The 25,257-nt window shown below is 56.0% G+C and carries 25 protein-coding genes and 1 tRNA gene; 10 read left to right on the forward strand and 16 right to left on the reverse strand.

The window, feature by feature from the left end:
- Positions 1–157: 157 nt before the first annotated feature.
- Genes ACIQ5B_RS01205 through ACIQ5B_RS01215 form a run of 3 tightly spaced genes read right to left on the reverse strand, consistent with a single transcriptional unit; the run spans position 158 to position 2,052 of the window.
- Entirely contained in the window at positions 158–781 is a 624-nt protein-coding gene (locus tag ACIQ5B_RS01205) for a carbonic anhydrase (RefSeq protein ID WP_397597418.1), read from the reverse strand.
- Positions 781–1,092, reverse strand: a complete 312-nt coding sequence (locus ACIQ5B_RS01210) for a P-II family nitrogen regulator (protein WP_395635751.1) — start codon at positions 1,090–1,092, stop codon at positions 781–783. Before ACIQ5B_RS01210 ends, ACIQ5B_RS01205 begins: the two co-directional genes overlap by 1 nt.
- Before the next feature lie 3 nt (positions 1,093–1,095).
- Positions 1,096–2,052 carry a sodium-dependent bicarbonate transport family permease gene (locus ACIQ5B_RS01215; RefSeq protein ID WP_397597419.1) on the reverse strand — a complete coding sequence of 319 codons (957 nt, stop codon included), beginning with the start codon at positions 2,050–2,052 and terminating at the stop codon, positions 1,096–1,098.
- Between the two features lie 78 nt (positions 2,053–2,130).
- Between ACIQ5B_RS01215 and lipA the strand changes: the two genes are divergently transcribed.
- Together lipA and ACIQ5B_RS01225 are read left to right on the forward strand one after the other, a co-directional pair.
- Complete coding sequence (gene lipA / locus ACIQ5B_RS01220; RefSeq protein WP_306063568.1) at positions 2,131–3,057, forward strand: lipoyl synthase; 927 nt, start codon at positions 2,131–2,133, stop codon at positions 3,055–3,057.
- Positions 3,058–3,065: 8 nt separating this feature from the next.
- Positions 3,066–3,524, forward strand: a complete 459-nt coding sequence (locus tag ACIQ5B_RS01225) for a type II toxin-antitoxin system RatA family toxin (protein WP_397597420.1) — start codon at positions 3,066–3,068, stop codon at positions 3,522–3,524.
- On the opposite strand, the gene ACIQ5B_RS01230 is transcribed toward ACIQ5B_RS01225, so the two are convergent.
- Positions 3,488–4,000, reverse strand: coding sequence for a CinA family protein (locus ACIQ5B_RS01230; RefSeq protein ID WP_397597421.1), 513 nt, complete (start codon positions 3,998–4,000; stop codon positions 3,488–3,490). The two genes, ACIQ5B_RS01225 and ACIQ5B_RS01230, sit on opposite strands and share 37 nt — an antisense overlap.
- Before the next feature lie 2 nt (positions 4,001–4,002).
- On the reverse strand, positions 4,003–5,145 hold the full coding sequence (locus ACIQ5B_RS01235) for a bifunctional 2-C-methyl-D-erythritol 4-phosphate cytidylyltransferase/2-C-methyl-D-erythritol 2,4-cyclodiphosphate synthase (RefSeq protein WP_397597422.1): 1,143 nt from the start codon (positions 5,143–5,145) through the stop codon (positions 4,003–4,005).
- Between the two features lie 82 nt (positions 5,146–5,227).
- Between ACIQ5B_RS01235 and dusB the strand changes: the two genes are divergently transcribed.
- From dusB to hflX, 7 genes are all read left to right on the forward strand, one after another.
- On the forward strand, positions 5,228–6,223 hold the full coding sequence (dusB, locus tag ACIQ5B_RS01240) for a tRNA dihydrouridine synthase DusB (protein ID WP_324476654.1): 996 nt from the start codon (positions 5,228–5,230) through the stop codon (positions 6,221–6,223).
- A gap of 3 nt (positions 6,224–6,226) precedes the next feature.
- Positions 6,227–7,318 (forward strand): nitrogen regulation protein NR(II), encoded by a 1,092-nt coding sequence (locus ACIQ5B_RS01245; RefSeq protein ID WP_397597423.1) that lies wholly within the window; start codon positions 6,227–6,229, stop codon positions 7,316–7,318.
- Positions 7,315–8,736, forward strand: coding sequence for a sigma 54-interacting transcriptional regulator (locus ACIQ5B_RS01250; RefSeq protein ID WP_397597424.1), 1,422 nt, complete (start codon positions 7,315–7,317; stop codon positions 8,734–8,736). The genes ACIQ5B_RS01245 and ACIQ5B_RS01250 overlap by 4 nt, the downstream gene beginning before the upstream one ends.
- A gap of 82 nt (positions 8,737–8,818) precedes the next feature.
- Positions 8,819–11,080: an ATP-binding protein gene (locus ACIQ5B_RS01255; protein ID WP_397597425.1), complete on the forward strand. Its 2,262-nt coding sequence runs from the start codon at positions 8,819–8,821 to the stop codon at positions 11,078–11,080.
- A 1-nt stretch (position 11,081) separates the two neighbouring features.
- Entirely contained in the window at positions 11,082–12,482 is a 1,401-nt protein-coding gene (locus tag ACIQ5B_RS01260) for a sigma-54-dependent transcriptional regulator (protein WP_397597426.1), read from the forward strand.
- A gap of 112 nt (positions 12,483–12,594) precedes the next feature.
- Positions 12,595–13,092 carry an RNA chaperone Hfq gene (gene hfq / locus ACIQ5B_RS01265; protein WP_183940801.1) on the forward strand — a complete coding sequence of 166 codons (498 nt, stop codon included), beginning with the start codon at positions 12,595–12,597 and terminating at the stop codon, positions 13,090–13,092.
- Positions 13,089–14,414: a GTPase HflX gene (gene hflX / locus ACIQ5B_RS01270; protein ID WP_397597427.1), complete on the forward strand. Its 1,326-nt coding sequence runs from the start codon at positions 13,089–13,091 to the stop codon at positions 14,412–14,414. Before hfq ends, hflX begins: the two co-directional genes overlap by 4 nt.
- Here hflX and mazG read toward each other — a convergent pair whose 3' ends face one another.
- The 7 genes from mazG to ACIQ5B_RS01305 all read right to left on the reverse strand — a co-directional run bounded on the left by mazG (position 14,415) and on the right by ACIQ5B_RS01305 (position 21,051).
- Positions 14,415–15,191, reverse strand: coding sequence for a nucleoside triphosphate pyrophosphohydrolase (gene mazG / locus ACIQ5B_RS01275; protein ID WP_397597428.1), 777 nt, complete (start codon positions 15,189–15,191; stop codon positions 14,415–14,417).
- Between the two features lie 76 nt (positions 15,192–15,267).
- Positions 15,268–15,870: a TIGR02281 family clan AA aspartic protease gene (locus tag ACIQ5B_RS01280; protein ID WP_397597429.1), complete on the reverse strand. Its 603-nt coding sequence runs from the start codon at positions 15,868–15,870 to the stop codon at positions 15,268–15,270.
- Positions 15,867–16,643, reverse strand: a complete 777-nt coding sequence (locus ACIQ5B_RS01285; protein WP_397597430.1) for a TatD family hydrolase — start codon at positions 16,641–16,643, stop codon at positions 15,867–15,869. Before ACIQ5B_RS01285 ends, ACIQ5B_RS01280 begins: the two co-directional genes overlap by 4 nt.
- Positions 16,643–18,211 carry a methionine--tRNA ligase gene (gene metG / locus ACIQ5B_RS01290; protein WP_397597431.1) on the reverse strand — a complete coding sequence of 523 codons (1,569 nt, stop codon included), beginning with the start codon at positions 18,209–18,211 and terminating at the stop codon, positions 16,643–16,645. The genes ACIQ5B_RS01285 and metG overlap by 1 nt, the downstream gene beginning before the upstream one ends.
- Before the next feature lie 24 nt (positions 18,212–18,235).
- Complete coding sequence (locus tag ACIQ5B_RS01295; RefSeq protein ID WP_397597432.1) at positions 18,236–19,195, reverse strand: DNA polymerase III subunit delta'; 960 nt, start codon at positions 19,193–19,195, stop codon at positions 18,236–18,238.
- Complete coding sequence (gene tmk, locus ACIQ5B_RS01300) at positions 19,195–19,833, reverse strand: dTMP kinase (RefSeq protein ID WP_397597433.1); 639 nt, start codon at positions 19,831–19,833, stop codon at positions 19,195–19,197. Before tmk ends, ACIQ5B_RS01295 begins: the two co-directional genes overlap by 1 nt.
- A 198-nt stretch (positions 19,834–20,031) precedes the next feature.
- Complete coding sequence (locus ACIQ5B_RS01305) at positions 20,032–21,051, reverse strand: lytic transglycosylase domain-containing protein (protein WP_397597434.1); 1,020 nt, start codon at positions 21,049–21,051, stop codon at positions 20,032–20,034.
- Positions 21,052–21,268: 217 nt separating this feature from the next.
- On the opposite strand from ACIQ5B_RS01305, the gene ACIQ5B_RS01310 reads away from it, so the two are divergent.
- Positions 21,269–21,358 (forward strand) — tRNA-Ser (locus ACIQ5B_RS01310).
- 38 nt (positions 21,359–21,396) lie between these two features.
- On the opposite strand, the gene ACIQ5B_RS01315 is transcribed toward ACIQ5B_RS01310, so the two are convergent.
- The 4 genes from ACIQ5B_RS01315 to lpdA all read right to left on the reverse strand — a co-directional run bounded on the left by ACIQ5B_RS01315 (position 21,397) and on the right by lpdA (position 25,257).
- Positions 21,397–21,741, reverse strand: a complete 345-nt coding sequence (locus ACIQ5B_RS01315; protein ID WP_397597435.1) for a hypothetical protein — start codon at positions 21,739–21,741, stop codon at positions 21,397–21,399.
- Between the two features lie 92 nt (positions 21,742–21,833).
- Entirely contained in the window at positions 21,834–23,135 is a 1,302-nt protein-coding gene (locus tag ACIQ5B_RS01320) for an amidohydrolase family protein (protein ID WP_397597436.1), read from the reverse strand.
- Positions 23,136–23,218: 83 nt separating this feature from the next.
- On the reverse strand, positions 23,219–23,869 hold the full coding sequence (locus tag ACIQ5B_RS01325) for a phosphatase PAP2 family protein (protein WP_397597437.1): 651 nt from the start codon (positions 23,867–23,869) through the stop codon (positions 23,219–23,221).
- On the reverse strand, positions 23,866–25,257 hold the full coding sequence (gene lpdA / locus ACIQ5B_RS01330) for a dihydrolipoyl dehydrogenase (protein WP_397597438.1): 1,392 nt from the start codon (positions 25,255–25,257) through the stop codon (positions 23,866–23,868). Before lpdA ends, ACIQ5B_RS01325 begins: the two co-directional genes overlap by 4 nt.

The following is a 25,257-nucleotide window of genomic DNA, read 5'->3' on the forward strand; positions in this document are numbered from 1 at the left end:
ATGCGCAATTGCGGCGTGCCGTCTGCATCAACGGTACCGACGGTCGGAGTGTGCGCGGGACTGTTTCGGTCCGTTACACCGGCTTCAACGACATTCCAGGCCTCCGCAAAACTCGCGTCAAGGTCGTTATAATAGGCTGGCAAGGCGACCTGATGGGTCATTGAGCCTCAAACTGGTCAGTTTGGTCGTTGAGCACGTGGAGGATGCCGTCGGCGATACCGAAATAGGCACCATGTAGCTTCAGCTGCCCGGATTGCTCGCGCTCTGCAATGAATGGAAATGTGCGCAGGTTTTTCAAACTCACCCTTATGGCGTCCAGTTCCAAATCATGCTGGGGGTCGTCGGATGCCGAAGCCAAAATCTTTTCGCGGGCAGGGCGGATAATGTCGACCCAGCCATCAATGAAGCTGTGCCCGCCGTGGCCGATATTCGCACCTTCTAACGACGCTTTAATACCGCCGCACTGGGCGTGACCAAGCACGACAATGTGCCGCACCTCCAGCCCCATTACGCCAAATTCAATGGCCGCAGACACACCATGCAAGCCGCCGCCAATCTCATAAGGCGGAACGAGGCTTGCCACATTGCGCAACGCAAAAACTTGGCCGGGCTTTGTGTCGAACACGGTTGCCGGATCGACCCTGCTGTCACAGCAGGAAATGATCATGATGGGCGGTGCCTGACCATCATTTGCGAGTTCGTCATAGCGCGCTTTTTGGCGGACATAGGCATCGGATTTGAAACGGCGATATCCGTCTACCAGCACAGCAAATTCCGGCATTAAAATCTTTCCCCGCGCACAACCTGCACATCGCCGATGGTCAGCAGCATTCCATAGCTGTCGAGCAAAGGCGCAATCGCTTCAATCAATCCGGACGTTTTGGTCTCTGACGCGATGGCCAGCACGATGGTTTTGGCACTCGCGCCCGTGACATCATCCTGCTGCCATGCACCAGCGCGACCACCGCCAGAGTCGACATGGATGACGCTCCAGCCAGATATGTCGACCGCTTTCAATTGCGCGACAACCCGCGGCACAAGCGGCGTATCCACCAGAATTTCGATCCGCTTACGGCTGACAGTTTGAATCATAAATCATCCTATTGCTTTGGCGAATGCCGCAAAAATGCTGATGCCAAAGATGATGTTGAAAGGAAAGGTCACGCCAAGTGACATGCTGAGGTAAATGCCGGGGTCGGCTTTGGGTAGGGCAAGCCGCATCGCCGCCGGAACAGCAATGTAGGATGCACTGGCCGCCAAGATGCCAAGCGCAGCGGCAGACGCGACATCCAGACCGACCAATGTTCCGATTATTGTACCAATTGCACCGTTTAACAAAGGTATGACAATAGCGAGGCTAACCAAGCGAAGGTTCATCTTACGTGACTGGATAAGCCGCCGTGCTGCGATTAGCCCCATATCGAGCAGGAACAAGCAAAGCACGCCGCGGAAGCCGGTATCAAACATCGGCTTGATCGGCGCGAAGCCATCGCTGCCGGCAACAATACCAATGATGAAGCTGCCGACCAAAATCATCACCGAGGCGTTGGTGAGGACTTCGTGCCATGGCGTGGAGGATTTTTCGCCGGTATCTGTGTCGCCCCGCCGCGCAAGCATGAGACCCGTGATAATGGCCGGCGTCTCCATCAATGCCAAAACGGCGACCATATAGCCTGCTGGGCCTAAACCTTGTCCGGTGAGAATTTCTTTTGCGGTAACGAACGTCACCACGCTGACCGAGCCATAATGTGCAGCCACCGCGCCGGCGTCGACTTTGGAAAGCCCGCCAAATTGGCGAAGCAAAGCGAATGCGATGACCGGCAAAAGAAAGCTGAGGGCAAGGCCTGCCAACGCGGCAGCCGCCACTTCTGCAGTGACCCCGCTATTCGCGACCTCAACGCCGCCCTTTAAACCAATGGCCGCCATCAGATAGATGGACATGGCTTTTGCGAAGGCTTCGGGAATGCTGAGGTCGGACTTAAGTGCGGCAGCAATAAAGCCGAGGACAAAAAAGAGAATTACCGGCGACGTCAATGTGTCGATTATCATCATAGCCTCTTTGCGAATTTTGCAACCCATAGCAGGCAAGTTGCAGTTGGCAAGTTGAGGCATGGCGGCTATTCGAACGCCATGAACGTTCCAATATCGATACCCGAGCGCCCCGTGCGCGAACGCAAGCCGGATTGGATCCGCGTCAAGGCACCTACTGGCGCGGGTTTTAACGAGACCCGCAAGCTGATGCGGGACTTGAATTTAAACACCGTATGCGAAGAGGCGGCTTGCCCAAATATCGGCGAATGTTGGACCAAAAAGCACGCAACCGTGATGATCCTGGGCGATGTGTGCACGCGGGCATGTGCCTTTTGCAACGTCAAAACCGGAATGCCGCGCGCTGTCGATCCGTTAGAGCCAGAGCATGTGGCGATTGCTGCCGCGAAAATGGGCCTTGAACATATCGTCATTACATCGGTTGATCGTGATGATTTGCCCGATGGTGGCGCGAGCCAGTTTGTGAAGGTGATCGAAGCGCTGCGTCGCAACACACCCAATACCACGATTGAAATCCTGACGCCGGATTTCCGGAACAAGGCGCAAGCCGCGGTTGAGGCCATCGTTACGGCGCGGCCTGATGTGTACAACCACAATCTGGAGACTGTTCCGCGCCTCTATCCGACGATCCGGCCCGGTGCGCGTTATTACGCATCGCTTCGCTTGTTGGAGACCGTAAAGCGCCACGACCCGTCCATTTTTACCAAGTCTGGAGTCATGCTTGGTTTGGGTGAAGAGCGGATGGAAGTGCATCAGGTCATGGATGATATGCGCAGCGCAGACATCGACTTCCTGACGATGGGCCAATATTTGCAGCCAACGCCCAAGCACACGAAGGTGATGGACTTTGTGACGCCAGCGGCATTTGACGCGTATGCGGCGATTGCCCGTGCGAAGGGTTTCTTGCTTGTCGCAGCCAGCCCGCTCACGCGGTCTAGCTATCACGCGGGTGATGATTTTGCGAAAATGCGTGATGCGCGTGCGGCACAGTTGGCCAAGGCACGGTAACCGCCCCAATGCCGCATCATCACGAACGCCGTCATTTGCCGCATAGTGCGGAACAAATGTACAATCTGGTGGCCGATGTGGCGCGCTATCCCGAATTTTTACCGTGGGTCAGTGCCATCCGCATTCGTAAGGATGAAGAGGGCGAAATGCTGGCGGACATGATTGTCGGCTTCAAATCTCTTCGGGAAACCTTCAGCAGCCGGGTCGTCAAAACCCCGCATTCGACGATTGTCGTGGATTATCTCGATGGCCCCATGAAGCATTTGCATAACGCTTGGACATTTGAAGATGTCGCGGGCGGCGGATCGATTGTGGATTTCACGGTCGATTTTTCATTCCGCAACCGTGTGTTTGAGGCACTGGCCGGACAGTTTTTTGATTCAGCCCTGCGCAAAATGACGACAGCATTTATTGACCGTGCGGACGCACTTTACGGGGCAGGCGGCAGCAAAAGCTCAAGCGCGTAAAGCGTTGCAAAGGCGCGGATATCGGCGCGGCTTTTATCTGCACCAAATGCCTTTTTATCGCCGACCACGTCTTCGGGATTTTGCCCTTTCAACGCGACTGCAAAGACTACCGTGCCCACGGGCTTGTTGGCTGTTCCGCCATCAGGTCCAGCAACGCCGCTGATCGCCACGGCAATGTCTGCGCCACTTTTCTTTAACGCGCCCTGCGCCATCGCCCAGGCGACAGCGACCGACACAGCGCCAAAGGTGTCGATAATATCTTCATTGACCCCCAGCATCGTCATCTTGGCTTCGTTGCTATATGTCACATAGCCAGAGCCCAATACAGCGCTGCTGCCGGGGACTTCGGTGATTGCGGCGCTCACCAGCCCACCCGTGCAGCTTTCAGCGACAGCGACAGTGCGGCCAGCGGCCTTGTTTTCGGCAACTACACGCGCGGCCATTTGCGCGATATCGGCGGGTAAAACGGTTTCCATAATCAATATTTCTCAAAAGTAGCGGTGGCCTGCGCAGCGATGCCTTCGCCGCGGCCAGTAAAACCCAGCATCTCGGTGGTTGTTGCCTTTACCGATATACAATCAACATCAACAGCCATTATTTCCGCCAGCCGTTGCCGCATCTGTCCCCTGAAAGGGCCAACTTTCGGGCGCTCGCAAATGATGGTCACGTCGGCATTGGCAAGGGCATAGCCCTCGTCGCGGGCGAGCTGCATCGCATAGGCCAGAAACCTGTCTGATGATGCCCCGCGCCATTGCGGGTCGGTCGGCGGAAAATGGTCGCCAATATCGCCCTTGGCGATCGCGCCCAATATCGCATCGGTAAGCGCATGCATGGCCACGTCCGCATCGCTGTGCCCCGCAAGACCCTTGTCATGCGGAATAAGCACGCCGCACAGCCACAGTTCGGCATCGGGCACAAGGCGATGCACGTCAAATCCATTGCCACTTCGAAATGACGGCATAGTCGGTCCTGCAAAATCGGTTGAAAAGGTGAATTTGTTGAGCGCTTCCGATCCCGGAACAATGCGAACCTGCCCGCCGCTGGCCATCAGCATGCGGGCGTCATCCGTTGGCTCGTCGCCAGTCCAAATTTCGTGCGCGGCAAATATATCGGCGAAGGCAAATGCTTGCGGTGTTTGAATGCGCCACAAATGTTCGCGGTTGACGGTTTCGGACAGATTTTGATCGCCTCTGGAAAGGCTATCGACAACGGGCAGGGCAGGAACAGCGCCGGGCGCTTCGTCGAGTGCTTTGATTAAGTCGTCAATGACCGTCCCGGGCAGAAATGGTCGCGCAGCGTCATGGATCAGGATCCGGTCTGCGCCGCCATCGGTTGCAATCGCCTTCAAACCCAAATGCACGCTTTCCCGCCGTGTCGCGCCGCCCTGAACAAAGATCGCCGCGGGCAGGCCGCGCAGTGCTGCCGAAGCCTCGGCCTCTTGGCCCGCGCCAATGGCCACATAGACCTTCGAAATCGATGGATGTGCGGACAGCGCTTCATAGCTGTGCCGCAGCATCGGTTTGCCGCGTACCGGACGAAATTGTTTGGGGATATCTCCGCCCACGCGACTTCCAGAGCCAGCGGCAACAATGAGCGCAATATTGATGGGTACAGATACCATAGCCGCGCTCTAGCGACAGCGCACTTGCCCGCCAAGCCGAAAGCGGGTAACGGCCTGCCTAAATTTTAGGCAAGTTTTGAAAATGCAGCTGAAACCTATCCAAATCGGCAATATTGAAATCAATTGTCCCGTCATTCTGGCGCCGATGACTGGCGTCACCGATATGCCATTTCGCAAAATCGTCCGGCAATTTGGCTCTGGCTTGAACGTGACCGAGATGATTGCGAGCCAAGCGATGATCCGCGAAACGCGCCAGAGCATCCAAAAATGCGAATGGGATGCGATTGAAGAGCCTGTGTCGATGCAATTGGCAGGCTGCGCACCATATGAAATGGGTGAGGCGGCGAAGCTGAACGAAGACCGCGGCGCGGCGATTATCGATATCAACATGGGCTGCCCCGTTAAAAAGGTGGTGAACGGCGATGCAGGCTCTGCATTGATGCGCGACCTGCCGTTGGCGGCTAGCCTGATCGAGGCGACGGTAAAGGCCGTATCCGTGCCGGTTACCGTCAAGATGCGCATGGGCTGGGACCATGGCAGCCTGAACGCGCCTGAACTCGCCCGTATCGCCGAAGACCTTGGCGCAAAGATGATCACCGTCCACGGCCGCACGCGGAACCAGATGTATAAAGGCTCGGCTGACTGGGCATTTGTGCGCAAGGTGAAGGACGCGGTATCGCTTCCGGTTATCGTCAATGGTGACATTTGCACCATCGAAGACGCGCGCAATGCGCTGGAACAAAGTGGTGCCGATGGCGTGATGGTCGGCCGCGGCGCTTATGGAAAACCCTGGCTCTTGGGTCAGATGATGCATTGGTTCCGGACCGGGCAGACCATTGCCGATCCAGACATTGATGCCCAGTTCCACCTGATCATGGACCATTATCGCGCCATGCTTGATCATTATGGCGGCGAAGTTGGCCTTCGCATCGCGCGCAAGCACATCGGTTGGTATACCAAGGGGCTGAATGGTTCCGCCGAGTTCCGCAATTTCGTGAACCGCATTGATGATCCAGATGTCGTCATTGACGAGCTGACACGCTTTTACGAACCGTTCCTGACGCGGTCGGCCGCCTGATAGATGTCGCAGATCACGCATCGCCCCGAATTTAGCCAAATGCTGGCGAGTATTGCGGTGCCGGTGCTTCTGATCTCGCCTGAGCATCTCATCACTTATGCCAATGATGCGAGCGAAGCCTTTTTCGGCCGAAGCCGCAGGCGGCTTGAGGGGCACCGTATTGACGAAGCGCTGATCTTCGAAAGTGAACGGATGAACGCCGCTTTGCTGTCGCGTGAGGGCGACATTTCCGCGCAGGATATGGAGCTGAAAACGCCTTATGGGGTGATCATGGTCGATATCAACATATCCGCCGTGGCCAAAGAACCCGATTGGCGCATAGCCGTCATATCCCCGCGCAATGGTGGCCGCGAACATATTGGGGACCAGCGCGACACCGGGCAGCAACAGGCCATGGGCGCGCCTGCGATATTGGGGCATGAAATCAAAAACCCCTTGGCGGGCATAAAGGGCGCGGCACAGTTGCTGGCGCGTCAGGTCGATGAAAAAAGCCGGGCGTTGACCGAGCTTATTGTCAACGAAGTTGACCGCATTGCCCGCTTACTTGACCAAATGCAAAAGCTGGGGCGGTCGGAGCGGCCCGAATTGGCGCCGGCAAACATCCATTTGTTGATTGAGCGCGCCATTCGTTCCCTACGGGCAGCCAACCGCGCCATGCCCGAAATTTCCATCAACTATGATCCCTCGCTGCCCGATGTGTATATCGATGCCGACGGTATGGTTCAGGTGCTCATCAACCTCCTGCAAAACGCCATCGACGCGCTGAACGGGCGTCTTGACGGCGTGATTGGAATTTCGACGCGCTATGTCATGAGCGGCGCGCTGCGCGATACGGACATTGACCGGCGCGCCATTAAATTGCCCGTGGAAATCGCGATATCCGACAATGGCGCGGGCGTGCCTGATCATATTGTCGATGAGCTTTTTTCGCCATTCGTAACGACAAAACGTGACGGGCAGGGGCTTGGCCTCGCCATTGTCCGCAAGCTTGTGCAGCAGATGAACAGCAGGGTGCTGTTCGAACGTGATCATGCCCTTGGGCAAACCACATTCCGGCTTTTGCTTCCGGTAGCTTCAGGGAAGGCAAGCGAATGAAGCCAGCTAAGGTTCTGATAGTCGAAGATGACGCGTCCATCGGTCTCGTCGTATGCGCCGCGCTTGAGGCGGAGAATATCGAAACGCAAATTTGCGATACCGTGGCGGCGCGCGATGCGGCTCTTGCCAATGGCCATTTCGACCTGATGCTGACCGACGTGGTGTTGAAAGACAGCGACGGCCTGTCCACGCTGAAAGAGATATTGGCACGAACGCCCGATATGCCTGTCATCATCATGTCTGCGCAAAACACGCTGGAGACAGCCGTGCGCGCCAGCGAGATTGATGCGTTTGAATATTTCCCAAAGCCGTTTGATCTCAACGACCTTGTCTTGGCGGTCAAGCAAGGCATCGAGAAACGCCGCTCAACCGCCTCTGACCCGTTTGAGGGGTTAAGCGAAGCCAATCTGCCGATGATTGGACGCAGTGCCGCGATGCAGGATGTGTACCGCATGGTGGCGCGCCTGTTGCGGAATGACCTGTCGGTCCTGATTTCGGGGGAAAGCGGAACGGGCAAGGAATTGGTGGCCGAAGCGATCCACAATCTGGGGCACCGCAAAACCGGGCCCTTCGTCGCGGTCAACATGGCGGCGATCCCGAGCGAGTTGATTGAGGCGGAATTGTTCGGCCATGAAAAAGGCGCGTTTACCGGCGCCGTTGGTCAATCCATTGGCCGGTTTGAACAGGCGCAAGGCGGCACATTATTCCTCGACGAAATTGGCGACATGCCAATGCACGCACAGACCCGCCTTTTGCGCGCGCTGCAAAGCGGTGTCATCAGCCGCATTGGCGGGAAAGCGAGCATTCGCCTCGATGTCCGCATCGTCGCGGCGACCAACCAGAACTTGGCCGCGCTCATTGAAAAGGGCGGGTTTCGGGAGGATCTGTTTTACCGCCTGAACGTCGTGCCCATCGAAATGCCACCGCTGCGCGACCGCACGGAAGACATCGGTTTGCTTGCGCAGCATTTCCTGATGATGGCGGCAAAGGATGGCCTTCCATTGCGCAAAATTGACGATGGGGCCGTTGCGCAATTGATGGCGATGCCCTGGCGCGGGAATATCCGCGAGTTGAAGAACCTTATTTATCGTCTGGCATTGTTGTGCCGCGAAGATACGATCACAGAAAGCACGGTCCACCAGTTTGTCGAACCGGCGCATGATGCTGACCCGCAGATTCAAGGCGCGAGCTTCGAAGCGGCGGTTGCGCAATTCCTGCGCGACCAAAAACAGCGCGGGCATTTGCGCGAAAAGCTATATCCACGCGCCTTGGCCCAGTTCGAGATTCCATTGCTGCAGCATGTGATGAAGCAAGTGAAAGGCAACCAGCTTAAAGCCGCAGCCTTGCTTGGCATCAACCGCAACACGCTGCGCAAAAAGTTGACCGATTACGGGATTGGCCCCGCCGGGGGGCGTTAGAACGGTGTTTAGCCAAGATACATAGTGTTTGAGGGGCAATTTTGTGCTTTTCAGGTAACGCAATGAGTGTCACAGTGTCTTTATGGCAACAATCGGATTAGCGGAGGAAACAAGTTCACCGTCCGCCGTCGGTCGTCTTTTTGAATGGCTTGCCGATCTGCTGGGCAACAGCCAATCGATCAAATTTCTGGAAATCGCCAGTGCGGTGATGGTTGTCGTTGCCGGCGTTGTGACCGCGATATTGCTGATCGACCAAGGGCCGCAGTCGGAGCCTTTGGGACCGGCTGCCTCTGCAACTATGTTGGTCAGCAATCTGTTGCCAGCGACATTGCTTCTTGTTCTGTTTGGGCGGCGTGTGGCGCTCAAGCGGGCGGAGAATAGCAACATTGGCAGCAAGCAATTGCTGCACGTCCGCTTGGTGGCGATATTTTCGGCGATTACGGCGGTTCCAACGGTGCTTTTGGTTATCTTTGCCTCATTGCTGTTCCAAAGTGGTGTGCAATTCTGGTTCTCGGGTTCGGCACGCGGCATGCTGGAAAATGCAGGCGAGCTGGCCAAGGGATATTATGATGAAAAGGTGCGCGATGTTGGGGCCGAAACGGTCACAATGGCGGGGGACATTCGGTACATTTTATCGCAGGTAAAAATCGATAGCGCTGAATTTTTAGAGATTGCCTATCCGCAACAGGTCTTGAACCGCAAGTTGAGCGAGTCCGCAATTGTCACGATTGGGCCAAGCGGACAGCAAAATACAGAAGCAGTGCTCGCCGAAAAAGAACGTGGTGACTGGATCAGCGATGAAGCGCTGCGCAAACTGGAATCCGGCGAAAATTTTGTCGTTACGGTCAGTCCCAATAATATCGATGCTGTTGTGGTCCTGTATGACAATCCGCGAACCTATCTATACGTAAGACGCGCGGAAACAGTGCCTTCATTTGCTTTGGGTTCACGCGCCCAGTCCGTTTTGCAAGACTATGACAAAATGGTCGCGCGATCTCGGGCGTTGCAAATCCAATTCAACCTCGCGCTCTATTTTGTGTCGCTGATGATTATTGGCATCACGCTTTGGATTGCGCTGCGCGTCGCGGACCGGTTGGTAAGGCCGGTCAACAATCTGGTGGATGCCGCACAAAGAATTGCAGACGGCGACCTATCGGCGCGGGTCACCGAAGATCAATTCCGCGATGATGAAGTTGGTTTCCTGTCGCAATCGTTCAACCGCATGACCGAGCGACTACAGCAGCAAACGGGCGCATTGCTGGCCACCAACCATCAGTTGGGTGAGCGGCGTTTGTTTATTGAGGCGGTGCTGGAATCGGTGTCGGCAGGTGTCGTCTCGGTCGATGGCAATGGCGTGGTCCAGCTGGCGAACTCCACTGCGGAAAAACTGTTGAAGCATGAATCTGATACTATTGTTGGCCAAAAATTTGAAGTGGTCGCGCCGGCGCTCGCCGCTTTGGCCAGCGAGAGCCCGCGGGGTGTTGTACAGCTTGGCGATGGGCCAGAGCCGCTGACGGTTGCGGTCACGGTATCTCCACGCGAGCAGGGCAGTGTGGTCACGTTTGAAGACATCAGCCAGCAGCTTGCCGATCAACGCCGCGCGGCATGGTCTGATGTCGCCCGCCGGATCGCGCACGAAATCAAAAACCCGCTGACGCCCATCCAATTGGCGGCAGAGCGACTTCAGCGGCGCTTTGGCAAGCACATTGCCCAAGATGAAGCGATATTCGCGCAGCTGACCAGCACCATCGTGCGCCAAGTTGGCGATTTGCGAAACATCGTCGATGAATTTTCATCGTTCGCGCGGATGCCAAAACCTTTGTTCCGTTCGGAAAATGTGCACGACATTGTGGGGCATGCTGTGTTCATGTTTGAGGTTGCACATCCCGACATCAGCTTCCGTTATAATCAGGATGGCCCTTTCCCCACATTGATCTCCGACCGGCGGCAATTGGGGCAAGCGATTACGAACATTCTGAAAAATGCTGTTGAATCGATTGAAGAGAAAAAGAAAACGGTCGAAGTCGATGGCGCGATAGTCATCGATCTGGTCGTCGAAGGCGATGGGTTGATCATCCGTATATCGGACAATGGCATCGGTCTGCCGCCGGATCGCCAGCGGATTATGGAGCCCTATATCACCAATCGGGCAACGGGTTCGGGGCTTGGCCTCGCGATCGTTAAGAAAATTATTGAAGAACATTTTGGAGAGATTTCTCTGTCAGACAACCAACCAGAAGGCGCAGTTGTGACGTTGAAGTTCAATCCGGAAATCGTAGCATTGCGGGTAGGCAAGTTGAACGCGGCCCCGCCAGCTGTCAATTCAGATGAGGTTATGGGCTAATATGGCACTCGACATACTGATTGTAGACGACGAGCAAGACATTCGGGACTTGGTCTCCGGTGTCCTCGATGACGAAGGATATGGCACAAGGACCGCCGCGTCGGCCGATGAGGCCTTGGCCGCACTGGACGAGCGGTTGCCGTCGCTTATCCTTCTGGACGTATGGCTGCGCGGGTCGTCCATGGACGGCATTGAGCTGCTGCGCGCGATCAAGCTACGCGATCCGCAGATTCCCGTCATCGTCTTTTCCGGGCATGGCAATATTGACACCGCAGTTGCCGCCATTGGCCATGGTGCGGCGGACTTTATCGAAAAGCCATTTGAAGCCAGCAAGCTTCTGCATTTGGTGTCGAAAGCGACCGAGACAGAACGCCTTCGCGCGGAAAACGCGGCACTAAAGGCGCGGGTAGGGCATTCGGAAGAACTCACCGGATCATCCGCCGCGATCAACGCGGTGCGCGCAACTTTGAAGAAAGTTGCTGGCACAGGCAGCCGGATGTTGATCACTGGCCCCGCTGGTGTTGGGAAAGAGGTTGCGGCCCGCTTGCTCCATAGCTGGAGCCCGCGTTCAGACTCAGCCTTTGTCTCGGTGAGCGCGGCTCGCCTATCCCCCGAACGTTTTGATGAAGAGCTGTTCGGTATCGAAAAAGATGGCCGGCTTGTGCAGGCTGGCATGTTGGAAAAAGCGCATGGCGGGACGTTGTTTCTCGACGAAGTGGCGGACATGCCGTGGACCACGCAGGGCAAGATCTTGCGTGTTTTAACCGATCAAAGCTTTGTGCGGGTAGGGGGCGACCGGCAGATTAGGGTCGATGTGCGTTTTGTCTCTGCCACCGCGCGTGATTTGACGATTGAGATTGCGGAGGGGCGCTTTCGTGAGGATCTCTTTTATCGCCTCAATGTTGTGCCCGTTGAAATTCCGCCATTGTCAGGTCGTCGGGAGGATATTCCCGACCTCGCCAATCATTATGCGGCGCGCTTTGCGTCGGAACATCGCATTCCGCCACCCTATTTTTCGGATGACGCCATGGCCGCGCTTCAGGCGTGTGAGTGGCCGGGAAATGTCCGCCAGTTGCGCAATATCATTGAGCGGACGATTATATTGGCCCCCGCAAACCGGGTCCACACGATTGACGCCGACATGCTGCCCTCGGAAGTCATCAACAGCTATGAAGGCACGGAGCATAATGTCACGTCGCTGATGGGCGCGCCCTTGCGTGAGGCGCGTGAGGCGTTTGAACGCGAATATCTCCGCGTTCAGATCAAGCGCTTTTCCGGCAATATTTCAAAGACGGCGGCCTTTGTCGGGATGGAGCGTTCTGCACTGCATCGTAAGCTCAAGCTGCTGGGCATTTCCGTGCGGAAAAACGGTCTGGAGCTTGAAGAAGACAGCGGCGCATGAGTCCAATTGCGCCGTCAGCACTCCTGGTGTATACGCGCTTTTGCTTTGGCTCACTCCCTTTTAGGGTCTCCCGTTAAGCCGAGCACAACAAAAATATAAACGGATAATAATAATGACTGAAAAGAATAACGGACTGCAAGATCTGTTTCTGAACTCGCTCAGAAAATCCAAAACACCGGTCACCATGTTTTTGGTCAAAGGTGTGAAGCTTCAAGGCGTAGTCACCTGGTTTGACAACTTCTCCGTGCTATTGCGCCGTGATGGTATGTCCCAGCTGGTCTATAAGCATAGCATTTCCACGATTATGCCATCTGTCTCGCCCGATCGGTCGGTTTTTGATGACATGATGAGCCGGACCAGCCACCGTGTGGGCATGCTGCAGGATGTGTTCTTGCATGCGATGTGCGACAAGAATGAGCCTGTGACCACATTCCTCGTCAATGGGGTGATGCTTCAGGGCGGTATTGCGGCCTATGACCTGTTTTCGGTTTTGTTGGAACGTGATGGCACGACGCAATTGGTCTATAAGCATGCCATATCGACCATTCAGCCTGCACATCCTGTAAATCTCGCCGAATATAATCAAGGCGTGGATGAGGATGATATTTGAGCGTTTTTGAACGTAGCGAAACCGACGAATTTGCGCGCGGTGCGCGTGCGTTGGTTATTTACCCCGAATTGCCCGGACGGGCTTCGGTGGGCCCAGAGGCGCGACTTGCCGAGGCTGAGGGCCTTGCATTGGCCATTGGTCTGAATGTCGTCCAGAAAAAGCATTTCCGCGTCCGTTCGCCGCGCGCGGTAACCCTGCTTGGTGGCGGGCAGGTGGAGGAAATTGCCCAGATAGGGCGGGATTCAGAAATCGACCTGTTGATCGTCGATGCGTCTTTGACTGCCATTCAGCAGCGCAATCTGGAAGAACGCACCGGGTTGAAAACGATTGACCGTACCGGCCTCATCCTCGAAATTTTTGGCGAGCGTGCGGCAACCGCCGAAGGACGGTTGCAAGTCGAACTGGCCCATTTGGATTATCAAGCCGGTCGCTTGGTGCGCAGCTGGACCCACTTGGAACGGCAGCGCGGGGGCTTTGGCTTTTTGGGCGGCCCGGGCGAAACGCAGATTGAGGCCGACCGCCGGATGATCCGCGACCGGATGGCCCGTTTGCGCCGCGAGCTGGAGGAAGTGAAACGGACGCGTTCGTTGCACCGTGCGCGCCGCAAAAGGGCGCCATGGCCCGTGATCGCATTGGTTGGCTATACCAACGCCGGCAAGTCGACCCTGTTCAACAGTCTTACGCGCGCGACTGTGTTGGCCGAGGATATGCTGTTTGCGACGCTCGATCCCACCATGCGCGAAATTTCCTTGCCGGGGGTGGAAAAGGCAATTTTGTCGGATACGGTGGGATTTGTCTCCGACCTGCCAACGCAATTGGTTGCCGCGTTCCGCGCCACGCTCGAAGAAGTGATCTCGGCAGATATCATCGTGCATGTGCGCGATATTTCGCACAGCGAAACCGATGCGCAACGTGACGATGTCCTCCAAATCCTGCGCGATTTAGGCGTTCTGGATGGTGATGATGCCGCAAACCAACCCCGGATGCTGGAGGTCTGGAATAAGATTGACCTGCTCGATGCCGAAAAACGCGAGGATCTGTCGGCGCTTGCCCGGCGTCATGACGATGTACTGATGATCTCGGCGCAGACGGGCGAGGGGGTTGATGCCTTTAAGGCGCATCTGTCCGCGCTGATCGCCAAGGGCAATCTTGTGCGGTCTGTTCGATTGAAGGCCAGCGATGGCGCTGCGCTCGCATGGCTTCACGCGCGCGGAACAATCAACAGCCAGATTGTCGATGAGGACCTCGTAACCGTCGAAGCCTCGCTCAGCCGCCAATTATGGGGCCAATTCGATAAGCAATTCGCCCAAATAGAAGCCTGATTATTTCGCTTCCTTGGCTTTCGCCTGTTGCCAGAGAACTTCTTTTTCATCGAGCGATAACGCTGTGAACCGATCGCCAGCGGAAACTTCCATATCGCGAAAGCGGCGTTCGAACTTTGCGTTCGCGGATTTCAGCGCGGTTTCGGCGTCAACGTCATGAAACCGGGCGAAGTTGACAACGGCGAACAACAAATCACCAATTTCTTCGGTAACATGTTCCGCCGAAGTTGCAGTGTCAACTTCTTCTAATTCCTCAATAATTTTATCGCGCGCACCGAACTGGTCGGGCCAATCAAATCCGGTTCTGGCCGCGCGCTTTTGAATTTTTTGCGCGCGTAACAATGCGGGGAGGGCGCGGGCGACGCCCGCTAAGGCGCTGTTATCCGATCCCGCTTCGCGTTCGGTGGCTTTGATCGTTTCCCAATTGTCGGGAATGCTATTGGTTGGTGCGCCGTGTTCGCCGAACACATGCGGATGACGGCGGACCATTTTATCGGAAATGCTCCGGACGACGTCGTTAAAGTCGAATTTGCCGATTTCAGATGCCATCTGGCTGTGGAATACGACTTGGAGGAGCAGATCGCCCAATTCGTCTTTTAACGCATCGAGATCATTGTTCTCAATGGCGTCCGCGACTTCATAGGCTTCCTCGATGGTATATGGCGCAATGGTCGCGAAATCTTGCTCCAGATCCCAAGGGCATCCGGTTTCCGGATCGCGCAAACGGGTCATGATATCTGTGAGTGGGGTAATATCTGCCTGCATCGGTTCAGCCATAAATAAGTTCGATAATATATATTATGTTAAGTAAGATTGAATAATGACGGTTGAAACACGTCGTATCGACCCATTATCATTGCTTTAACGTCATGACATTTGCCTCAACCTTCCAGCTTTGCATGCTGTCGAGAAAGTTCATGCCCAGGACGTTCGTGTCGCCGAAACTCTCCGACACCACAACATTATGCTGTCCGATTTCGCGCGTTCCAATCTTCAACGATTGAATAACCCCGCGCTGCGCCGTCACGCGCCCATTGGCCGTATTCAGGAATACCGGATATCCGTTTGCATCAACCTCGATGCCTGTTTCGCGCGCCGTCTTTGCGTTTACCGCAGTGGTTGTCGCGCCGCTATCGATCATGAACCGCACCGGCTTTCCATTGACGTCGACCTGAAGCCAATAATGGCCGTCATCCTGCCGCCTGATGGTGATTTCGGTGCCGCTCACGCTCTGGCCAGCGGTGCCGGAAATGTCGGCCTTTACGCGCTCCCAGACGGCCTTAAATTCGAACCGGAAGCTGAATATTGCGAACAACGCCGCGAATATCGCAATCCACGCAAATGCCGCCTTGGCGACATATCCCAAAGGCAAACGTCGCGCCGCAAGCGAGCTCAGTAACAAGACTATGCAAACGACGCCCCAGATTAACGATGGGCCGTCTTCCATGATATTCATCGTACGGCCTTGGTAAACAGACTGTAGAAATTGTCTGAAGTCTCTTTAGCCAGTATGTCCGCGTCAACACCGCGCAATTGCGCCACGTAACGCGCGGTATCCGCGACAAATGCAGGCTCGCCCGTCTTTCCGCGATGCGGAATTGGCGCCAGAAACGGTGCATCGGTTTCCACGAGCAATCGGTCCGCAGGCAGCCATTTGGCGACCGACTGAAGATCTTGGGCGTTTTTGAACGTTACGATACCCGACAGCGAAATATAAAGCCCAAGGTCCAATGCCGTCCGCGCGAATTCTGCACTTGCGGTGAAGCAATGAATGACGCCGGTGAATGCGCCCTTGGACATTTCATCGCGTAATATCTCGGCCGTTTCCGCCTCGGCATCACGCGTGTGAATGATGATGGGAAGCCCGGTGTCCCGTGACGCCGCTATATGTTCGCGAAAGGACAGGCCTTGCTGCGCCCGGTCGCTGTGATCGTAGTAAAAATCGAGTCCAGTCTCGCCGATTGCGACGACACGCGGGTGCGCCGCACGCTCGATAAGTTTCGCAGCATCCATGCCTATATGCTGGTCCGCTTCATGCGGGTGAATGCCGACGGACGCCCATACGTCTGGTTCCTGCTCCGCAAGGCCGATAACCTCATCCCACTCGCGCTCACGCGTCGAAATGTTGAGCATGGCAGACACGCCGCTACCGCGCGCACGCGAGAGAATTTCGCCTTGCTGCTCGACCAAGCCTTTATAATTCAGATGGCAGTGGGAATCGACGAACATCAGGCCGCAGTCCCCTCCTCCGCCGGCATTTCCAATCGGGGAAATAGCCCGACAGGCTGGGCAATTTGGAAATTGCTCTCGGCCAAAGGTGAATACCAATGCGATCCTGCCGCATCGAAGTTCCGCACATCAAGCGGAACGCCCATTTGGTCGAGAAGCTTGGTCGCCGACCCGGGAATGATCGGCAAAGCCGCGATGGCCAATTGCGCGATGCAGATGAACAGTGTGGCAAGCACGGTTTCCATACGTTCCGGATCGGTTTTCTTAAGCGCCCACGGCGCCTGCACATCGACATAAGCGTTGCAGGCAAAAACCGCCTGCATCCAGCTTTCTAGCCCCTGTGACATCGCCAAATCTTCGTAATGCGCAGGAATATGCTGGGAAACTGTCGCGCCCACCAAATCCAACAGCGCTATGTCATCGTCATTATGGCCGCGAATGGCGGGCAGATAGCCCTCGCAATTTTTGAAGATCAGCGACAACGTCCGCTGCGCCAAATTGCCGAAGCTGTTGGCGAGATCAGCATTCACGCGGGTGACAATCGCTTCGGGGCTATAGCTGCCGTCTTGACCGAAGCTGACTTCACGCAGCAGGAAATAGCGCAGTGCATCGACGCCAAACAATTCCGCAAGCTGCATCGGGTCAACGACATTGCCCAAGGACTTCGACATTTTCTCGCCACGTGAAAGCAGGAATCCATGTCCGAACACCTGTTTCGGCAATGGCAAGCCAGCCGACATCAAAAATGCGGGCCAATATACGGTGTGAAAGCGGACAATGTCCTTGCCAATGATATGGACATTGGCCGGCCAGAATTTGCGCCATTCCTCGGTATCGTCGGGAAAGCCAATCGCAGAAATATACGTGGTTAGCGCGTCCAACCAGACATACATGACATGATTTTCGCTGCCGGGCACTTTGACGCCCCAATCAAAACTGGTGCGCGAAACGGAGAGGTCTTTTAGGCCGCCTTCAACGAACTTAACCGTTTCATTTTTCCGGCTGTCGGGCCGGATAAAGTCAGGATGCGCGGCATAATATTCGAGCAAAGGCTGTTCATATTTCGAAAGCCGGAAAAACCAGCTTTCTTCAACTGTCCATTCAACCGGTGTGCCCTGCGGAGAAAGCTTCTGGCCTCCCTCGCCCTCGGTCAGCTCGGTTTCGTCATAATATGCTTCGTCGCGGACCGAATACCATCCTTCATACCGGTCAAGATATAGGTCGCCCGCGGCTTCCAGTCGTTTCCAAATCGCTTGGCTGGCCTTGTGGTGATGGTCCGACGTTGTGCGACAAAAATGATCAAAGGAAATATCAAGAGTGCTGCACATTTCCTTGAAATATGAAGACATTTCATCGGCAAGATCGCGCGTTGCCTTGCCGGCTGCCCGTGCCGTCTGGTCCATTTTCAGGCCATGCTCATCGGTGCCAGTGACGAAGCGCACATCACGGCCCATCAAACGCTGAAACCGCGCAATCGCGTCGGTTGCGATCGCTTCATAAGCGTGACCGATATGCGGTTTGCCATTTGGATAGGCTATGGCGGTGGTAATATAAAAAGGTTCAGACATGTGGACTCTTGTATTTTTGGCTAATTAGCTCGCCTTATGCGCTTGAACCGATGCCAGCAAGCTTCCCATTTGAAAGACGACGCTCTGCTTGTCCAAACTTAACGCGATGGCGCGTGCGGCCAGCCCGCTTGCGGCCTCCCACGCATCAATCCCGGCGCGCACCTGACCGACGTCAAGCATCCGCGTATGTTCTGCGATTAGTGCAGGCGCGCGGCGCAGGAAGGCTTCATATCGCGGCTGCGCGGCCTTCAGCGATAATTTTTCGGCCAAAGCGACGCGAATGGCATTATCCCGGTCGCCTGAGCGCAAAATGGACGTCATGGCATCTTCCAACTCGTCGAGCCTTAGCCCAAGGAAATCCAGCGCTTGACCGGGTGCCCCGTTGCCCAAGCGCACCAGCGCCTCAATATCAGGCTGGCTCGCCTCAGGCGCGGCGCGTTGCAAGGCCTCGGCCATATCTGCGTCACACAAGGGTTCAAAGCGCAATATCTGGCAGCGTGATCGGATGGTCGGAAGCAACCGGTCGCTGGCATGGCTGACCAAAAAGAAAAAGGTCCCAACGGGCGGTTCTTCCAAAGATTTCAGCAATGCGTTGGCACCGCCGCGTTCGAGGTCGTCCGCAGCATCAATAATGATGGCGCGCTTATCGCTGAGCCCCGGACGCGATGTTAGCACCTGCTGAACGCTGCGGATCTGATCCACCGTTATGCTGCGTTTGAGCTCGGTTTCATCAGTGACGTCTTCATCGTCCTTGGGTGCGTCCTTTGGAAGCCGTTTCACCCACAAAATATCGGGATGGGAACCGCGGGCGATGAGATTTGCGTGCATGTTTGTTGGGTCAACAAGCGCGGATGCTGCTTTCAGCGCGAACGCAGATTTGCCAAGCCCCCTCGCCCCGGCCAATATCCAGCCATGGTGCGTTTTCCCGCTGTCGCAGGCTTTGGAAAACTGGCGCCATGCCTTGTCATGGCCGACATAGTCCATCAGGCGGGTTCCACCAACAAATCGGATATCTGCGCCAATAGCCGTGCGGTCACGTCTGCGGCCTCTCCTGACGCGTCCACCAGACGCACTCTGGGTTCGCGCTCGGCATATCCCACAAATGCCATATCGACGTCCGAATGAAAATCCTCTGCCCTGCCCTGAATACGGTCAGGACGGTTCTGATCTCTGGCTGCCGCGCGCTGTGCGGCTTCTTTCGGATCAAGGCGCAACACCAATGTCCGGTCGGGCAATAGGCCCCGACTGCCGATGCCGTGCAGCGTCATGATGTCATCATCTGACAAGCCGGAGCCTGCACCTTGATAGGCACGGCTGCTGTCGATGAAGCGATCCGCAATGACCCATTTGCCGCTCGCCAATGCGGGTTCGATCAACCGTTCGACATGGTCGCTGCGTGCTGCGGCAAATAGCAAAGCTTCCGCCCGCGGGGCCCAGCGTTCTGCGCTTCCGCCCAACAACAATTGCCGGATGACCTCCGCACCCTCTGTTCCGCCGGGTTCACGCGTCAAAATCACTTCATGCCCATGGCTTCGGATCATGTCCGCAAGTGCATTGATCTGCGTAGACTTACCCACGCCCTCCCCGCCTTCAATCGACAAAAAACGGCCACGCGCGGTCATGCGGCCACCCATGACGGCAAGCCATTAAGGGCACGCGTTAAAAAGCCTGCTGGGGCTAGTGATTCGTCAGCCAATAAGGGCATGATTTGCTCTGTTCCGTCCTCATATTTCGCGACAAGCCGTGCACGTGCACGCTCCGCTTAATAGGTGCCTTTAACGGCTCCGTATAGCGTTCGTGCCTATCAAACGATAGCTGGCTTAATTCCGAACCGCATCAGCCAATAACCCCACCGATAGCGCGTAAAAATTTGAACAATTATAGTCCAATATTACGCGGTAGTTCCCGCCCAGCAAATAAGCGGTTCGGCCGACGCCATCGGGTTCAATCAAGGTCGCCATCATGCTGTCCTTTGGCCAAAATCCACGCTCTGGCGTGATGCCCAGTTGCCGCCATTCCGCGATTGTTTTCCACTGGCTGTGCCGCCCAAAAACGCGGGGGCAGCGTGGCGACATCATGCGCGAATTCAACGCGGCGCGGTTGAACGACGCAGGCACATTGACAGCAAAGCCCCATTCCTCTCCGCGTCGCCAGCCTGTGTTGACGAAATAGTTGGCGATCGACGTCATGGCGTCCACCTCGCTACGCCAGATATCAGCATAACCGTCGCCATCCCCATCGCGCGCCAGGCGCAAATATACCGAAGGCAAAAACTGCGGCTTTCCGAGTGCGCCGGCCCAGCTGCCGGTAATGGCATATTGCGGAACGCCCTTGTCGATCATCTTCAGCACTGCAATCAATTCAGCCTCAAACAAGGCCCGCCGGCGGCCTTCATATGCGAGCGACGCCAAGGCTTCGGGCGCGTTGAAGTTCCCCATGACCGATCCATAATTGGTTTCATGGCCATAAATGGCGATCATGATTTCTTCTGGCACACCGGTTTCATTTTCGATCCGCTGCAGTAATGGGCGAAGCTCGGTATATTTCGCACGGCCCCGGCTAATGCGCGATGCATCGACATGGCGGGCTTTATAAGGTGCAAAATTGGGAACCGGCGCATTTGAAGCGCCCTCTGGCTGCTGCCGGTCAAGCCGAACAACGCGCGCGTTAAAGCGTATCGAAGGTAGCACACGGTCGAGCGTGGCCGCAGAGACGCCTTCGGTTAGCGCCTTTTGCCGCACTTGGCCAAGATAGGCGCGAAATCTGGCCTCATGTGCATCATTGTCAACAAGGTTGGTCGGCGCGGCAATATCTTGCGCGGTGCTGGCGGGCCCAAACACGCACGCACTGGTGCAGATTAGCGTTGATAGCCAAAACTTCCGGTTAATGCGCACATGGCCTCCATTTGTGTTGAAGGCGGCATATTGGCACATTGTACCCAAGGTGTGAAATGCTTTGGTCGCGGCCACCCCACATCCGGTCGCGCGGAGAAGCCACAGTTTGTCTGCATCGGCCCTTGCCATCGCTTTGCGGGATGGCTAGGGGCACTGCGTAAGCGGACAGGTGGCCGAGTGGTTTAAGGCAACGGTCTTGAAAACCGTCGTGGGTGGAAGCTCACCGTGGGTTCGAATCCCACCCTGTCCGCCAATATCTCAACCGAATTTGTTGCACATCCAACGCCGCGATTATTTCTCGGGCGTCAGCTTTGCGCCGCTTTCGACATTTTCGTTGAAGCTGGTGACGATTGAGTCGACGATCATCTGAATTTCTTCAGCCGCAAATTTTTCGGCATCCGCCATGCTTGAACCGTATGAGCGTTCCGATTTGATCAGAATTTCCTTATACGCCGCGCGCTCCGTTGGGCAGGCTGCATCGCTGGTTTTGATGAAATCGCTTGGGCTCGCTTTTCCGTCAACCGCGGTGTTGTGCGTTTCAATCATGCAATTGTTGAATGCCTTGCGGGCATTGTCCATTGGGTCGCCTTTCATGGCGGCCATGCTGAGCAAAGTTGCTGCGACCAGAGAAATCATAGTTCAAACCCCCAGATGTTCATCATATTAGCTCTTTTTATCACAGTGTGCGGTTCGCAATCAATGCAACATCGCACAGCGTGATATTGGCTTTAGTTGACGACTTTGCCACCTTTTACGACGGCATCGACCGATTCCAGTTCACGAACATTGGCCAGCGGATCACCATCAACCGCAATGATATCGGCAAAGCGACCGACGGCGATTGCGCCGACATCCTTTTCACGGCCCAAAGCCTGCGCCGCATTGCGCGTGGCGGCTTGGATCGCCTCCAGCGGTGTCATGCCATATTCGACCATGACCTTGAACTGCCCGCCGACCAATGCGTGCGGCATCACGCCAGCATCGGACGCGAAGACCATTTTGACGCCCGCTTTATGCGCCTTGCGGAAATTATCGCGTTGGATTTGCGCGACTTCGCGGTCTTTCCTGAGATTGTCTTCGAGCACGCCGTTCTTTGCGCCTTCGGACTGGGTATAGTCGGTGTTGAAGATATCCATTGAGAACCAGACCGGCCGTGGCCGCGCTGCTGCAAGCTTGATGCCTTCATCATCGACAAGGCTGGCATGTTCGATGGTATCGATGCCCGCCTTGATCGCGGCTTTGATCCCGTCGCCGCCATGGGCATGGGCTGCAACGCGAAGGCCCCATTGATGTGCCTCGTCCGCGATCACGCGAAGCTCGCGCTCCGAAAGCTGCTGCTGGCCGGGTTCGGTATTGCGCGAAAACACGCCGCCCGTTGCGCAAACCTTGATAACCTCTGCGCCATATTTGCGCTGACGTCGCACTTGGTAACGCAGTTCGTCTTCGCTGTCGGCGATGCCCTCTTCCTTACCCGATTTCTCAAGGCTTGGTGGCAGGAATGTGGAGTCGCAATGCCCGCCAGTCGCGCCGAGCGCATAGCCAGCCGGAACAATGCGCGGCCCGTTGGCGTAGCCATTTTCAATGGCTTGTTTCAGACCGATGTCGTTGCGGTTGCCCGCGCCAACGTTGCGAACTGTCGTAAATCCGGCTTTTAGCATCGCTTGCGCCGATCCAACGGCGGTCATGCCCCAAAAGCTGTCGGTGAATTCCAATCCGCGATAGCCGCCAATATCGGCGGGACCGTCGAGATGGACGTGCATGTCGATCAAGCCAGGCAATATGGTTTTGCCGCTAAGGTTGATATGTTTGACGTCACTGCCCCATTTGACGGTGCGTGCGTCTGCAATGCTGGTAATGCGGCCATCGGCGCCAACAAAGACGGCGGGATAGTCCACGGTCTTGCCCGTCAAAACGTCGATCATCTTATCTGCGGTAATGATGGTATCTTGCGCGGATGCAGGGGCAGAAACGGCCGCCAACGCAATCGCGAAAACGCCAGCATTTCTCAGAAAGTAGAGGCTATGTCCCATGGTCGTTTCTCCCGAAAAACTGTTAAGTTACATGCATGACAAATTCCGCGCGTGTAGGACAGAAAAAAGCGCAGCTGTGGGTATTAAGGTGCGAGGACCGAAGGAAACTGTCCCTGTCGCTGATGCTCGCGATAGGCAATGACCCCGCCCGCCATAAGCGCGAAGGACGCACCCAGCATCCACCCACCCAGCACGTCGGTCGGCCAATGGACGCCCAGCATGATCCGCGAAACACCGGTCAGCAAGATCATCGTCGCCGCCGCCAGCTGCCACACAGGATGCCGCGCCTGCGGTACCAGCATGATGAAAAGAATGTAGACCACTGCCGCATTGTTGGCATGGCCGCTGGGAAATGCCGGGCTGGTGACAGGGTCAAGCTGCGCCACCAGATCTGGGCGGACACGTGCGAAAAAATATTTCATGACGTCAGACGTCAGGGCCGCGATCAATGTCGTTAGGCCCATGGCAAGCGCAGAGCCCCACCCCCACCAACGCCATAAAGCGAACGTCAGAACGGCGATGATGATGTAGCGTTGGGCGCCGCCGCCGATCCAGCTGATGCCTTGCATAAGCCAGATCAGCCAATCAGGGGAAACCCCGCGCTGCATATTGAGTGCGTGCGAGACGGCGAGGTCAAATGCGCGGAAATAGCCAGCGGTAACAGCGAAACCCAACGCGAGTACGAGAACAAAGAGAACCGCCGCCCCCGCCCAAAGACGAAACGGCAAAATCACATGTGTAACATTTTGCCATAAGCGCCGAGCACGCTTTCGTGCATCATCTCGCTCAATGTCGGATGCGGGAACACAGTGTGCATAAAGTCCGCCTCAACCAACTCCGCCGTTTTGCCGATGGTATAGCCTTGGATGAGCTCCGTCACTTCAGCGCCAACCATATGCGCGCCCAGTAGCTCGCCGGTTTTGGCGTCGAACACGGTTTTGATAAAACCTTCGGCCTCACCCAACGCAATCGCTTTGCCGTTGCCGAGGAACGGGAAGTTGCCGACTTTGACGTCATAACCCGCCTCTTTCGCCTTAGCTTCGGTCAAGCCAACGCTTGCGACCTGCGGGTGGCAATAGGTGCAGCCGGGGATGTTCTTGGGGTCCATCGCGTGCGGATGCCCGCCAGCAATCGCTTCGGCGGCAATAACGCCTTCATGGCTGGCCTTATGCGCCAACCAAGGCGGCGCGGTGATATCACCGATGGCCCACAGGCCCGGCACATTGGTGCGGCACATCGGATCGGTTTTCAGGAAACCGCGGTCCATTTCGACGCCAAGCGCCTCTAGCCCGATATTTTCGGTGTTGGGGACAATGCCGATGGCAACGATGCAGTGGCTGAATTCGGACGCAATGACTTTGCCGTCCTTGCCCTTGATCTTTGCAGAAACGCCCGTCGCGCTGGCCTTAAGCTCTTCTACCCCTGCCCCGGTCATGATCGTCATGCCCTGCTTTGTCAGCGCCTTTTCAAGGAAGGTCGAAACATCGGCGTCTTCAACGGGCACGATGCGGTCGAGCATTTCGACGACGGTGACCTCTGCGCCCATATCATTGTAGAAGCTGGCAAATTCGATGCCAATCGCACCCGATCCGATGACCAGCAGCTTTTTCGGCATTTCTGGTGGCACCATCGCGTGGCGATAGGTCCAGATACGTTTTCCATCGGCAGGCGCAAATGGCAGGTCACGGGCGCGCGCACCGGTGGCGAGGATGATGTTCTTCGCGGTCAGCTCTTCGCTCTTGCCATCTTTGGTGACCGTCAGTGTGTTTGCCGCCGTCAGCTTGCCGTCGCCCATATGCACGGTGATCTTGTTCTTCTTCATCAGATGCGTGACGCCCTGATTAAGCTGCTTGGCCACACCGCGCGACCGCTTCACCACCGCGTCAATATCCGCGCTGATATTCGCCGCCGTCAGGCCGTAATCGCCCGCATGCTGCATATAATGATAGATTTCGGCCGAGCGCAGCAACGCCTTCGTCGGGATGCAGCCCCAGTTGAGGCAAATGCCGCCGAGATTTTCCCGTTCAACAATCGCAACTTTCAGGCCCAGCTGCGCCGCGCGGATGGCGGCAACATAGCCACCGGGGCCGGAACCAAGGACGATGAGGTCGTAATCCGACAT

The organism is Sphingorhabdus sp., from assembly GCF_044374345.1.
GTDB lineage: Bacteria > Pseudomonadota > Alphaproteobacteria > Sphingomonadales > Sphingomonadaceae > Sphingorhabdus_B.

Coding starts and splice junctions, on each gene's coding strand:
- ACIQ5B_RS01205 (WP_397597418.1), bottom strand. CDS start 781: ATGCCGGAATTTGCTGTGCTGGTAGACGGATATCGCCGTTTCAAATCC.
- ACIQ5B_RS01210 (WP_395635751.1), bottom strand. CDS start 1,092: ATGATTCAAACTGTCAGCCGTAAGCGGATCGAAATTCTGGTGGATACG.
- ACIQ5B_RS01215 (WP_397597419.1), bottom strand. CDS start 2,052: ATGATGATAATCGACACATTGACGTCGCCGGTAATTCTCTTTTTTGTC.
- lipA (WP_306063568.1), top strand. CDS start 2,131: ATGAACGTTCCAATATCGATACCCGAGCGCCCCGTGCGCGAACGCAAG.
- ACIQ5B_RS01225 (WP_397597420.1), top strand. CDS start 3,066: ATGCCGCATCATCACGAACGCCGTCATTTGCCGCATAGTGCGGAACAA.
- ACIQ5B_RS01230 (WP_397597421.1), bottom strand. CDS start 4,000: ATGGAAACCGTTTTACCCGCCGATATCGCGCAAATGGCCGCGCGTGTA.
- ACIQ5B_RS01235 (WP_397597422.1), bottom strand. CDS start 5,145: ATGGTATCTGTACCCATCAATATTGCGCTCATTGTTGCCGCTGGCTCT.
- dusB (WP_324476654.1), top strand. CDS start 5,228: ATGCAGCTGAAACCTATCCAAATCGGCAATATTGAAATCAATTGTCCC.
- ACIQ5B_RS01245 (WP_397597423.1), top strand. CDS start 6,227: ATGTCGCAGATCACGCATCGCCCCGAATTTAGCCAAATGCTGGCGAGT.
- ACIQ5B_RS01250 (WP_397597424.1), top strand. CDS start 7,315: ATGAAGCCAGCTAAGGTTCTGATAGTCGAAGATGACGCGTCCATCGGT.
- ACIQ5B_RS01255 (WP_397597425.1), top strand. CDS start 8,819: ATGGCAACAATCGGATTAGCGGAGGAAACAAGTTCACCGTCCGCCGTC.
- ACIQ5B_RS01260 (WP_397597426.1), top strand. CDS start 11,082: ATGGCACTCGACATACTGATTGTAGACGACGAGCAAGACATTCGGGAC.
- hfq (WP_183940801.1), top strand. CDS start 12,595: ATGACTGAAAAGAATAACGGACTGCAAGATCTGTTTCTGAACTCGCTC.
- mazG (WP_397597428.1), bottom strand. CDS start 15,191: ATGGCTGAACCGATGCAGGCAGATATTACCCCACTCACAGATATCATG.
- ACIQ5B_RS01280 (WP_397597429.1), bottom strand. CDS start 15,870: ATGAATATCATGGAAGACGGCCCATCGTTAATCTGGGGCGTCGTTTGC.
- ACIQ5B_RS01285 (WP_397597430.1), bottom strand. CDS start 16,643: ATGTTCGTCGATTCCCACTGCCATCTGAATTATAAAGGCTTGGTCGAG.
- metG (WP_397597431.1), bottom strand. CDS start 18,211: ATGTCTGAACCTTTTTATATTACCACCGCCATAGCCTATCCAAATGGC.
- ACIQ5B_RS01295 (WP_397597432.1), bottom strand. CDS start 19,195: ATGGACTATGTCGGCCATGACAAGGCATGGCGCCAGTTTTCCAAAGCC.
- tmk (WP_397597433.1), bottom strand. CDS start 19,833: ATGACCGCGCGTGGCCGTTTTTTGTCGATTGAAGGCGGGGAGGGCGTG.
- ACIQ5B_RS01315 (WP_397597435.1), bottom strand. CDS start 21,741: ATGATTTCTCTGGTCGCAGCAACTTTGCTCAGCATGGCCGCCATGAAA.
- ACIQ5B_RS01320 (WP_397597436.1), bottom strand. CDS start 23,135: ATGGGACATAGCCTCTACTTTCTGAGAAATGCTGGCGTTTTCGCGATT.
- lpdA (WP_397597438.1), bottom strand. CDS start 25,257: ATGTCGGATTACGACCTCATCGTCCTTGGTTCCGGCCCCGGTGGCTAT.